This is a genomic window from Paenibacillus sp. MMS20-IR301 (assembly GCF_032302195.1).
GTDB lineage: Bacteria > Bacillota > Bacilli > Paenibacillales > Paenibacillaceae > Paenibacillus_AQ.
Window position 1 is genome coordinate 799305 of record NZ_CP135275.1, and the last position, 12467, is coordinate 811771.

General features: G+C 48.8%; 7 protein-coding genes. All 7 read left to right on the forward strand.

Features of this window, described 5'->3' with window-relative positions:
- Positions 1–51 precede the first annotated feature (51 nt).
- The 7 genes from LOS79_RS03255 (at position 52) to pflB (ending at position 12458) form a co-directional block, all read left to right on the forward strand.
- Positions 52–1845 carry a cache domain-containing sensor histidine kinase gene (locus LOS79_RS03255; RefSeq protein WP_315416248.1) on the forward strand — a complete coding sequence of 598 codons (1794 nt, stop codon included), beginning with the start codon at positions 52–54 and terminating at the stop codon, positions 1843–1845.
- A 13-nt stretch (positions 1846–1858) separates the two neighbouring features.
- Positions 1859–3187 (forward strand): response regulator, encoded by a 1329-nt coding sequence (locus LOS79_RS03260; RefSeq protein ID WP_315416250.1) that lies wholly within the window; start codon positions 1859–1861, stop codon positions 3185–3187.
- A gap of 116 nt (positions 3188–3303) precedes the next feature.
- Positions 3304–4227 carry a carbohydrate ABC transporter permease gene (locus tag LOS79_RS03265; protein ID WP_315421957.1) on the forward strand — a complete coding sequence of 308 codons (924 nt, stop codon included), beginning with the start codon at positions 3304–3306 and terminating at the stop codon, positions 4225–4227.
- A gap of 1 nt (position 4228) precedes the next feature.
- Positions 4229–5101 (forward strand): carbohydrate ABC transporter permease, encoded by an 873-nt coding sequence (locus tag LOS79_RS03270; protein WP_315416252.1) that lies wholly within the window; start codon positions 4229–4231, stop codon positions 5099–5101.
- Positions 5102–5234: 133 nt separating this feature from the next.
- Positions 5235–6704 (forward strand): ABC transporter substrate-binding protein, encoded by a 1470-nt coding sequence (locus LOS79_RS03275; protein WP_315416254.1) that lies wholly within the window; start codon positions 5235–5237, stop codon positions 6702–6704.
- A gap of 607 nt (positions 6705–7311) precedes the next feature.
- Positions 7312–9933 carry a bifunctional acetaldehyde-CoA/alcohol dehydrogenase gene (gene adhE, locus LOS79_RS03280; RefSeq protein WP_315416256.1) on the forward strand — a complete coding sequence of 874 codons (2622 nt, stop codon included), beginning with the start codon at positions 7312–7314 and terminating at the stop codon, positions 9931–9933.
- Between the two features lie 263 nt (positions 9934–10196).
- Positions 10197–12458, forward strand: coding sequence for a formate C-acetyltransferase (gene pflB / locus LOS79_RS03285; RefSeq protein WP_315416257.1), 2262 nt, complete (start codon positions 10197–10199; stop codon positions 12456–12458).
- Positions 12459–12467: the final 9 nt, after the last annotated feature.

Here is a 12467-nt window from a genome sequence, read left to right on the forward strand (position 1 = left end):
TATGTAAGCGTTTGTAGGTTTGTTATATTATTGAAACTGGAGGTGTTCCAGATGTTATCTGTGCTTATCAAGCCGATTGTGAAGCTGAACGTCAAGCAGCAGCTAATCCTGCTGTTTCTGATTATGATCTCGCCCATCCTGATTCTTAACAGCTACGGCAACTACAAGGCGGAGGAGATTCTCAAACGCCATGTAACCAATGCCTACGTTGAGCTGAATAAGCAGAATTTCGCCATTATTAACAGGGATATTGATACAGTCAACAAAATAACAACGACCGTTATCCAGAATCCGGTTTTGCAGCAGCTGAATATGAGCGGGGATGATCAGGTGCTGGAACGCGTCAAACGCTATGAGACGATTGAAAAGCTGCTGGGCAGCTACTCGCAGGGAGCCGAACGGGGCGACGGGATTTACTACTCGCTGTATGTGTACGATCCGGACAATTATTACTTTTTTGCACCGAATTTTCCGCAGGTGAAGAAGGCGGGGGTGTATTTTTTCTCCAAAGGCGAAATGCCCTACTGGTTCGAACAGGTGGTACAGCAGAAAGGCCACGGCTATCTGATGTTCACGGAGAAGCTGAGCCCGCAGGCCGAGGATCTCAAGACGCTGACTTATGTCAGGGCAGTTAATAATATTTACCGGGGCGCGGGAACGATCGGCGTGCTGGTTGTCACCAAGATGGAATCCAAGATCGGTGAATCCCTGAAGTCCATCTCCCTGCCTGACGGGGAAATCTTTTTGACGGATATGAATAACCGTGTGCTGGCCTCCACCACGAATTCAACGGGGGACGTAATCGTGCTGCCGGAGGGCTCAGAAGGCGGAGATCCTGAGGGGACTGAGGATATCATTACCGATGATTTCATCTATGTCGTGAACAACAATCATGCCTTTGAGCAAAAGCTGGTCTATAAGGTTCCCGTCAAGGCGCTGCTGCAGCAGCAGAACGAAATGAAACGGGTCATTCAATACATAACGGTTGCCTACGCGCTGTTCGGGCTGATTATTATCACCTATTTCTGGCGTTCACTGATGACTCCCCTGCAGAAACTGGCTTTCTTTGTGCGCAAGTATGAGCCCGGCAACCGTGTGCCTGAGACGCCCCGGAGAGGAAGCAACGACGAGGTCAGCGTATTGATTGCATCAACCTATGATATGGCCCGCCGGCTGAACAGCCTGATTATGTACAAATACCAGATGGAGCTGAAGCAGAAGGAGTCACAGCTGCAGCTGCTTTATCAGCAGATCAACCCGCATTTGCTGTACAACACCCTGGAGAGTATTTATTGGAAAAGCTCGCTGGAAGGCAATGTGGAATCCGCGGAAATGATCAAGGAATTATCCAAGCTGATGAAGATCAGCTTAAGCCGGGGGCGCGAGCTGATTACGCTCGAAGAGGAGCTGGAGCATGCCAGTGCCTACATCAAGCTGCAGCAGCACCGGTATGATTATGTGTTCAGCGTGATCTGGAATATAGCGCCTGAAACCAAAAACAATCTGATTCCCAAGATCACCCTGCAGCCGTTAATCGAAAATGCCATTATTCACGGGGTTAAAAACATGGATGAGGACGGGGAAATCATCATTACTTCGGTTCTGGAAGGGGAGATGATCCTGATTACCATTGAGGATAACGGCTATAAGCAGGTGGATTATACAGCCATTGATCAGGTGCTGAATGATGAGAGCCCCAATCCGGTCAGCGGCTACGGCATCCGGAATATCAATCAGCGGGTGCATTTGCATTTCGGGCCGGACTACGGAATCCGATACGGGCCGCGGACAGGCGGGGGAACAGTGGTAACAGTGACACTGCCGAAATCAGAGACTATAGAGTAGAGGAGAGATCCTGATGTTCAACATACTGGTTGTTGATGATGAGCCGCTGATCTGCAAGGGGCTAAGCAGCCTGCTGGCAGCCTCGGGACTGGACATTGACCATATTTATACCGCCAGCAGCGGGTTTGAGGCGCTGGACTGCATCCGAATGGAGGAGATTGATCTGCTCGTCACGGACATCCAAATGGGCGCAATGAGCGGAATCGAGCTGATGCAGCATGCCAAAATGACCAAACCATGGGTTCAGACCATCGTCATCTCGGCGCATGAGACCTTCCAGTATGCGCAGATGGCGGTCCGGCTGGGGGCCAAGGATTATCTGATCAAACCGCTGAACAGCGAGCAGTTCCTTGATTCAGTAAGGAGTGTAGTCCTTAAGCTGGATAAGCCGTCACCTGAGCTGTCAACTTACATGGCCGGGAGCCCTGAAAGCTTCCGCCTGGAGGAGCCGCTGCCGGAGTACAGCCAGCTGCTGAACAAGCTGCTAACCGAGACGGCGGCAGTGCTGGGGACAGAAGAGGGGCTGCATAAGCTGCAGGAGCTGAGCCTGCAGGGGCCGTTCTTTGCCATACTCAAAATCAAGCTGCCCTTCCCGGAAGGATACCGCGAGCAGAAGTATACTCACCGTGACCACGGCCTGCTGCGCTATGCGGCATTGAATATTGCCAAGGAGCTGCTGGACCAGGAGTGGAACTCAACCGCATTCTATTCACCGGACGGCGAGATTACAGTGATTATCCAGTGGGATGAACGCAGCTATGAGGAATCGGCTACAGGCCAGGTAGGCAGGCTGGATGTACTGGGCCGCAGCCTGCACTTCAATATCCACCGTTATCTGCAGCTTAATGCGGTTATCGGCATCAGCCAGATTCTGAAAGGCCTCAGCTTCATCGATGTGCTGAACCGCCAGGCCTCGAAGGCCATTCTCTGGAACAAGGAGCATGTGGATCATTATGTATTCTACTACGGGGATTTCAACTGGAATAATTATGCTGCCGAGCCTTCCGCTGAAGAGCTGCATACGCACAGTAATCTGATTGTGCAGAAGGCGAAGGAATATATTGACGAGAATTACGCCCAGAAGGGCCTGACTATTCATGAGGTCGCGAAGAAAAATCACGTCAGCCCTAATTATTTAAGTTATCTGTTTAAGAAAAATACAGGCCATAACCTGTGGGAATATGTCATTAAGCTGCGGATGGAGGACAGCCGGGAGATGATCCTGAATACCGATCTGCGCCGGTATGAGATTGCCGAGCGGGTCGGGTATGAATCGCCGGAGCATTTCAGCAAGATTTTCAAAAAATATTACGGGATCAGCCCCAGCGAGCTGAAGAAGTAAGAATGCTTACGATTGGCATAGAACTAGACATGTTCGGCCTCTCCGTCTTTTCCTACAATTAAGGTAGGAGGCACTTTGCGAAAGTGCTGAAAGACGAAAGAAATGAGGGAGCAAGCATGAACCAGTCTGCTGCGTTACACGATCACCCGCCGGCGGAGCTTGAGCGCAAGCCGTACAAGCAAAACCGCTGGAAAAAGAATTTATGGGGCTTTCTGTTCCTCGTCCCCGCGATTGTCATCTTCATTATGTTCATGTGGGTCCCTATCTTCAAAGGGTTCCTGTATAGCTTCTACACGGTGGATTTCGTCAAAGGAAATACCTTCGTCGGCATGGACAACTATGCCAGAGCCCTTACTGACCCGGATGTACTGATTGCGGTGAAAAACACCCTGTACTACATGCTGCTCTGCCTTGTAATCGGCTTCTGGGTTCCGATAGCCTTCGCCATCGCGATCTCCGAGCTGCGGAAATTCGGCGGATTCGTCCGGGTGGCTGCATATCTGCCGTATGTTATGCCCGCTGTTGTGCTCTACGGGTTATGGAGATGGCTCTACGATCCGGTCGGACCGATCAATGCCCTGATTGGCAGCACAGGGGCGGAACAGATCGCCTTCCTCACGGATACGAGGTGGTCGATGATCTCACTGGTCTTCATGGAGACCTGGCAGCAGTTCGGGTCGGGGATGCTGATCTACCTGGCTGCCGTGCTCAGTATTCCGCGGGACTGGTATGAAGCCGCCGAAATTGACGGCGCCGGCGTCTGGGCGCGCATCCGCCATATTACGCTGCCGTCGCTGCGCAATCTGATTCTGCTGATGCTGATTCTGCAGGTGATTGCCACCTCGCAGGGATATCAGTCGCAGATGGCGCTCCTGGACGGCGGTCCGAACAATGCGACGCTGACCTATGCGCTGCTCATTGTGAAGTATGCTTTTACAAGACTGGATTATGGTACGGCTACTGCGCTGGGGATGCTGATGTTCGTTGTTCTGGGCGGTTTGGGCATTTTACAGTTCAAGCTTAACAAGGAGGACAACTAGGATGAAGAGCGCAGAAAGAGGCATTCTGTCGGAGCATGATCTTAAGAAAACCGGCAACAAAATCGTATACGGAATCATGATATTTTTCATTCTTCTGATGGTCTTCAGCATGCTGTACCCGATCCTCATGACGATGTTCAACGGGCTGAAATCCAATGTCGAGGTCAATTCCTTCCCGCCGCATTTCTTCCCGCAGGAATGGCATTTCGGCAATCTTAAGGATGCGCTGAATTATATTGATCTGCTGATGTTCCTGAGAAACACATTATATATCTTTGTAGGAAATATGGCGGCGACCCTGATCGTGCTGGGACTGGCTTCTTTCAGCATCTCGCGGATGAATGTGCCGTTCCGGCGGGGCTTCTACTTCTTCTTCCTGATGACATTGTTTATTCCCGCTACAAGCTACATGATCCCGAACTTTGTCAACCTTAAGGAGCTGGGGCTGCTGAACCAGTATGCGGCCTTCTGGCTGCCGGCGGGGGCGAATACGTTCTTCTTCCTGCTGCTTAAGAACTTCTTCGACGGAATTCATCCGGAGATCCTGGAAGCCGCGCGGATTGACGGGGCCTCTGAACCAAGAAGCTTCTTCACCATCGCTGTTCCGCTGTCTATTCCGATTTTTGCGACGCTGGCAATCTTTATCTTTTCCACTGCCTGGAACGACTGGTTCTGGCCGTCGCTTGTCATGCACAGTGAGGAGAAATATACGCTTGCAACAGCTATCTATAAGTATGTCATTAATGTAAAAGCGCTGAACACGAACATCAAATTTGCCATTCTGTTCCTTGTGTCGCTGCCGCCGATTCTGGTGTTCCTGGTCTTCCAGAAGTTTATTATGCGCGGAGTATCGTTGTCGGCGGTTAAGGGATGAGCAGGAATATGTCTTAAGCTGCTACGGATCGTAAACCTGCACATGAAAGTAATATAAATACACCTCGTTTGTAAACGGTTTCTCTTTTATGATGAATTTGTAAGCTAATTATGAATTGAAAAGGGGAGTTTCAATGCGTAAATATTCCAGCGTACTAGCATGTCTCCTGGTGGCGGGATCGTTATTGTCCGCATGCGGCGGCAATAATAACGGGAACAAGCCGGCGGCAAACGGAGGAGAGGCGACTAATGCACCTGCGGCTACCACTGCGGCAGAAGAGACCACGGCTCCTACAGAGGCACCGGCAGATGATATCACCCAGAGAAAAGTAACGATCAAAATTCACTATCCTACCCCTGACCTTACCGAGGTAAGAGCGCAGGAGGATGACAGAATCAAACGCTTCCAGGAAGTCTATCCGAATGTAGAGATTGTCAAGGATGACTGGCAGTACAACGTAAGTGAAATCGGAGTGAAAATGGCTGCCAACGAAGCGCCAACCTTCTTCAATACGTATGCGACTGAAGCGAAATTCCTGGTGGAGAAGGGCTGGGTCGCTGATATTACCGATCTGTGGAACAATTATGAATTCAAGGATCAGATCAACCCTGTACTGCAGAACCAGTTCATTATTGACGGCAAGGTGTACGGCGTAACGCAAAAGGGTTATGTCACCACAACTATGATCAATAAGAAGATGCTCGATGAAAAAGGTGTAGCTGTCCCTCCAATGGACTGGACCTGGGATGATATGCTGAACACGGCTAAAGGTGTAGCAGATGCCAAGAAAGGCATCTCCGGTATTGCCCCGATGGGTAAAGGAAATGAAGCCGGCTGGAACTGGACCAACTTCCTGTTTGAGGCGGGCGGGGAAATCCAGAAGATTGAAGGCGGCAAGGTTGTAGCTACATTCAATTCGGAGGCCGGCGTGAAGGCGCTCGACTTCTACAAGAAGCTGAGATGGGAAGCGAAGGCTGTCCCTCAGGACTGGGCACTCGGCTGGGGTGACGCTGTAGGCGCCTTCCAGCAAGGACGTACTGCGATGGTAATGGCCGGATCTGACGGCGTTATCGAGCAGGCGCTCAACCAGGGCGGACTCAAGCCTGCGGACGTACTGACCTATCCAATGCCGGCTGCTGAAAAAGGCGGCAAGCATACCGGCGTCCTCGGCGGCGATTATCTCGTCATCAACCCGAACGCTTCCAAGGATGAGCAGGAAATGGCGTTCCGTTATATTACTTTCGATTATTTCTCTGATAAAGGCCTGGATGCGCTTGATGCGATTCTGCAGCAGCGCAAAGCGGACGGCAAGTATTTCATCCCGCCGCTTCTCGACTACTATGCTGCTGATTCTGATTTCGGCAAGAAGACCAAAGCCGTGTATGACAAGTTCTCCGACATTGTATATCAGTACAATCCGGACATCATGGCTCTCCTGGACGGCAAGCCTGAAGCGCAGTACAACACTCAGGACTACTATGCAACCATGTCCAACGTAATCCAGGAGCTGTTCTCCAAGGATGGTACGGATTCCAAGGCCCAGCTCGATGCTGCAGCCAAAACCGTACAGGAGAAGTTCTTCGACACGATCAAGGTAGAGTAGGGGAGCTGAAAGATCAGCTCCGTCCGGCGGCAAGCTGATTAATGAATAGTTCCGGTGCCTGGCACACGGGTAACGGCTGAGGTTAAGGCAGGAGACAGAGTCTCCTGCCTTCTTTTTGTTGGTGGGAACTGTTGCAAAGTATAGAATCAGCCAGCTTTGCGCAAATAGCGGATTCCCAGTCCTCAGCTTCATTCTCTAACTCAACCTAATTCCCAGCCGGCAGTGGGCGGATGCATTACTTTTCTCTATGAGGCAGATTTATATTTATATTTCAGAAGAGGAGAATGTGAGGAGCAGAAATCAAGATTCAAAAAAATATCTGGTATTATTTACCTGTAAATATGGCTGTAAGAGCGTATTGCGGAAAGAGTAGCTCACATTGGAGGTTGATTTGAAGCGGAGTAGTTCGCAATTCAGACAAATATCAATAAATAATCACATATAAAATGGAAATAATGCTAGGATATGATCGAATGAAAGCGCTTTGAAAACAAATCAAAAAAAACTTTATACTTTGTGAAAGATTTCACTATGCAAAGCGGAAAGGATGTGTTAAGATAAATGTGTAGAGAAAAACAACCTAAAAATTGACAGGAGGACGAGGGAGATGGCAGTTAAAAACGAAGTCGCCGCCCAAGTGAAACAAACCACCGCTGAAGAATATATTCAGACTTTGGTGGATAAAGCAAAGAAAGCGCATGAAGCGTTCATGGCGCTGGATCAAGAGCAGACGAACACAATTGTTCACGCAATGGCGCTCGCCGGACTCGACAAACATATGTACCTCGCTAAGCTGGCTGTTGAAGAAACAGGCCGCGGCGTATACGAAGACAAAATTACGAAGAACATCTTCTCAACTGAATATATCTGGCACGGAATTAAGTACGACAAGACAGTAGGCGTTATTGAGGATAACGCTTATGACAACTTCCAGAAGATCGCTGAACCAGTCGGAATTATCATGGGTATCACACCGGTAACCAACCCAACATCCACCACGATGTTTAAAGCGTTGATTTCGGCAAAGACACGTAATCCTATTATATTCGGTTTCCACCCGTCAGCGCAAGAGTGTAGTGCGGCAGCAGCCAAAATTCTTCACGATGCAGGCGTAAAAGCTGGTGCACCTGAGAACTTCATCCAGTGGATTGAGCTTCCTACAATGGACAAAACAAATGCACTGATGAACAATCCTGACGTTGCACTGATTCTGGCAACCGGCGGATCGGCAATGGTTAAGGCAGCTTACAGCTGCGGCAAGCCGGCACTCGGCGTAGGCCCTGGTAACGTACCTGCTTTCATCGAGAAGAGTGCTGATATCGATCAGGCTGTAACGGATATCATCCTTTCCAAAACCTTCGATAACGGTATGATCTGTGCTTCTGAGCAGGCGGTTATTATTGAAGAAGCTATCTTTGACCAAGTGAAGAAGAAAATGATTGCGAACGGCTGTTACTTCGTAAACAAAGAAGAAGCTGCCAAGCTGACAAGCGGCGCAATGAACGTAGAGAAATGTGCAGTTAACCCTGCAATTGTCGGCCAATCTGCTGTGAAGATTGCTGAAATGTGCGGAATCCAGGTTCCTGCCGGAACGAAGATTCTGGTAGCTGAGCTTGAAGGCGTAGGTACTAAATATCCGCTGTCCGCTGAGAAGCTGAGCCCGGTTCTGGCCTGCTACAAAGTGAAGAACGCTGATCAGGGTATCGAACGTGCAGCTGAAATTGTTGAATTCGGCGGTATGGGCCACAGCTCGGCGATCCACTCGAACAACGAAGAAGTGATCATGAAGTTCTCTAACCGTCTGCAAACCGGACGTATTCTCGTCAACTCGCCTTCTACTCATGGCGCAATCGGCGATATCTATAACACTAATATCCCTTCATTGACACTGGGCTGCGGATCTTACGGACGTAACTCGGTATCGCAGAACGTGACTGCCATCAATCTGATCAACGTGAAAAGGGTGAATCGTCGTACAGTGAATATGCAATGGTTTAAAGTACCTGACAAGATTTATTTCGAAAAGGGATCCACTCAGTACCTGGCCAAAATGCCTGATATCACTCGCGTAGCGATTATCACTGACCCTATGATGGTTAAACTGGGCTATGTTGAAAGAGTTGAGCACTATCTGCGTCAACGCCAGACTCCTGTAGCGATCGAAGTGTTCTCGGAAGTTGAACCGGATCCTTCGACTACTACAGTAGAAAAAGGTACAGCCATGATGAACAGATTCCAGCCGGACTGCATCATCGCACTGGGCGGCGGTTCCCCGATGGACGCTGCAAAAGGAATGTGGTTGTTCTATGAACATCCGGATGCTGACTTCAATGGTCTGAAACAGAAATTCATGGATATCCGCAAACGCGTATACAAATTCCCTAAGCTCGGCAATAAAGCCAAATTCGTTGCGATTCCGACAACTTCCGGTACAGGTTCCGAAGTAACTTCATTCGCAGTAATTACTGATAAGACAACAGGGAACAATACTAAGTATCCGCTGGCTGATTATGAGCTGACTCCGGATGTTGCAATCATCGATCCTGAGTTTGTATACAGCTTGCCAAGAACTGCAGTTGCCGATACAGGTATGGACGTATTGACTCACGCGATTGAAGCTTATGTTTCGGTTATGGCTAGTGACTACTCCGATGGTCTGGCAATCAAAGCCATTCAGCTGGTATTCCAGTGGCTGGAGAAATCCGCACTGACCGGCGACAAGCTGGCACGCGAGAAAATGCACAATGCTTCGACACTGGCTGGTATGGCTTTCGCTAACGCCTTCCTGGGTATCAACCACAGCTTGGCGCACAAGTGGGGCGGCCAGTACCACACCGCACACGGCCGTACCAACGCCATCCTGATGCCGCATGTCATCCGTTACAATGCCAAGAAACCTACGAAGTTCGCTTCGTTCCCTAAATACTCGCACTTCGTAGCTGACGAGCGTTATGCCGAAATCGCCCGCATTCTGGGACTGCCGGCCCGCACTACAGAAGAAGGCGTAACAAGCCTGATCAATGCGATCCGTGAAATGAACAAAAAGCTCGGTATCGAAGAATCGTTCTCGGCGCTTGGTTTCGATCCTAAGGACTTCGAATCCCGTGTTGATTACCTGGCTGACCGTGCATTTGAAGACCAATGTACAACTGCCAACCCTAAATTGCCGCTGGTATCCGAGCTTGCTGATGTATACCGCAATGCATTCTACGGCAAATTCGACAACTAACATCTGATTGTTTGGCAAAGAATGAGTTTATAGGTTAATATGGAACTGGATGGAAGTGACAAATATCACCGAAAGAGTGATATTTGTCACAGTCCTTTTTCAGAAAATAAACTAAAATGTTTATATAAAGAACGATCCCAGTTATGAAATCGCGATTGTGAATTTTATAACAACCAATATAACAATGGGATCACGAGACACGGGATCAACCTTCAAGCCCGCGATCTCTACAAATATGATAAATATAAATGGAGGGATTTAGCATGTCGGTGATTGAAAAAGATGTACAAGAAGTAAAGTCGGGTTGGAGAAGTTTTGTTAAAGGCAAATGGTCCAAAAAAGTTGACGTTAACGAGTTTATCGGTAAGAACATTAAGCCTTATGAAGGAAACGAAGATTTCCTCGTAGGTCCAACAAGCAATACAACTGAACTTTGGAAGATTATTTCCCAGCTCAGCAAGGAAGAAAGAGAAAAAGGCGGCGTATGGGATGTTTCCCTGGATACTGTCTCTACTATTACTTCCCACAAACCAGGTTACATTGACAAGGACAAGGAACAAATTGTCGGCGTTCAGACTGACGCGCCTTTCAGACGTTCCATTCAACCTTTCGGCGGTATTAAGATGATGATCGATGCTACTAAGGCTTATGGCTTCGAGCTTCCGCAAAACATCGTCGACATGTTCACGAACATCCGCAAAACGCATAACCAAGGCGTATTTGATGCATATACACCAGACATGAGAGCTGTGCGTAAATCCGGCGTAATTACAGGTCTTCCTGATGCTTACGGCCGCGGACGCATCATCGGCGACTATCGCCGTGTTGCTCTGTACGGTATTGATTTCCTGATCAAAGATAAGAAACAGCAACTGACCGAGCTTGAAGTGGATTCCATGACAGAAGATGTAATCCGTTTGCGTGAAGAGCTGTCCGAGCAGATCCGTGCCCTGGGCGAACTGAAGCAAATGGCTGCTGAACATGGTATGGATATTTCCAAACCGGCCAATAACTTCAAAGAAGCTACCCAATGGGTATACTTCGGTTATCTGGCAGCAGTTAAAGAACAGAACGGTGCGGCAATGTCCCTGGGCCGCGTATCCTCCTTCCTTGACATCTATGCACAACGTGACTTTGAAGAAGGTACCCTGACTGAAGAGCAAGCACAAGAAATTGTTGACCATTTCGTAATGAAACTGCGTATCGTGAAATTTCTGCGTACGCCTGACTATAACGATCTGTTCTCCGGCGACCCTACTTGGGTTACTGAATCCATCGGCGGTATGGCTGAAGACGGAACAACCCGGGTAACTAAGAACAGCTTCCGGTTCCTGCACACCCTGTACAACCTGGGACCTGCACCAGAACCAAACTTGACTGTACTTTGGTCTGAGAAGCTTCCTGAAGGCTTCAAGAAATTTTGTGCCAAAGTTTCTATCGAAACCAGCGCTATCCAATATGAGAACGATGATGTAATGCGTCCATACTGGGGTGAAGATTACGCGATTGCCTGCTGCGTATCCCCAATGCGTATCGGTAAACAAATGCAGTTCTTTGGCGCTCGTGCCAACCTGGCAAAAGCTCTGCTCTATGCAATCAACGGTGGTAAAGATGAGAAATCCGGCGCTCAGGTAGGTCCTGAATATCCGGCGATCACTTCCGAATATCTTGATTACAACGAAGTAATGAAACGCTTCAAACCAATGATGGAATGGCTGGCTAAGACTTACGTTAACACGCTGAACATCATTCACTATATGCATGACAAGTATTCTTATGAACGTATCGAAATGGCGCTGCATGACCGCGACATTCTGCGCACGATGGCTTGCGGTATCGCTGGTCTGTCCGTTGCAGCTGACTCGCTGAGCGCAATTAAATACGCTAAGGTTAAACCGATCCGCAACGAAGAAGGAATTGCGATTGACTTCGAAACCGAAGGTGAATTCCCTTGCTACGGTAACAACGACGACGCTGTCGACAGCATCGCGGTTGAATTGGTTGAAACCTTCATGACAATGATCCGCAAGAACAAAACTTACCGTGATGCGGTTCCGACTCAATCGGTACTGACTATCACTTCTAACGTGGTATACGGTAAGAAAACTGGTACTACTCCAGATGGACGTAAAAAAGGCGAACCGTTCGCACCAGGTGCTAACCCAATGCACGGACGCGACAAGAAGGGTGCACTTGCTTCTCTGAACTCTGTAGCGAAACTGCCGTACTCCGATGCACAGGATGGTATCTCCAATACATTCTCAATCGTGCCTAAGGCTCTGGGTAAAGACGAAGAATCCCGCAAGTCCAACCTGGTATTCATGATGGACGGATACTTCCACAACAACGCTCAGCACTTGAACGTTAACGTATTTAACCGCGAACAGCTGATCGATGCTATGGATCATCCTGAGAACTATCCGCAACTGACAGTTCGTGTATCCGGTTATGCTGTTAACTTCATCAAGCTGACCCGCGAACAACAGCTGGATGTAATTAACCGGACATTCCACGATTCCATGTAAGATCTGTTC

What these genes read in the sequence shown, in the direction of transcription:
- LOS79_RS03255 (WP_315416248.1), top strand. Translation starts at nt 52, where the DNA reads ATGTTATCTGTGCTTATCAAGCCGATTGTGAAGCTGAACGTCAAGCAG.
- LOS79_RS03260 (WP_315416250.1), top strand. Translation starts at nt 1,859, where the DNA reads ATGTTCAACATACTGGTTGTTGATGATGAGCCGCTGATCTGCAAGGGG.
- LOS79_RS03265 (WP_315421957.1), top strand. Translation starts at nt 3,304, where the DNA reads ATGAACCAGTCTGCTGCGTTACACGATCACCCGCCGGCGGAGCTTGAG.
- LOS79_RS03270 (WP_315416252.1), top strand. Translation starts at nt 4,229, where the DNA reads ATGAAGAGCGCAGAAAGAGGCATTCTGTCGGAGCATGATCTTAAGAAA.
- LOS79_RS03275 (WP_315416254.1), top strand. Translation starts at nt 5,235, where the DNA reads ATGCGTAAATATTCCAGCGTACTAGCATGTCTCCTGGTGGCGGGATCG.
- adhE (WP_315416256.1), top strand. Translation starts at nt 7,312, where the DNA reads ATGGCAGTTAAAAACGAAGTCGCCGCCCAAGTGAAACAAACCACCGCT.
- pflB (WP_315416257.1), top strand. Translation starts at nt 10,197, where the DNA reads ATGTCGGTGATTGAAAAAGATGTACAAGAAGTAAAGTCGGGTTGGAGA.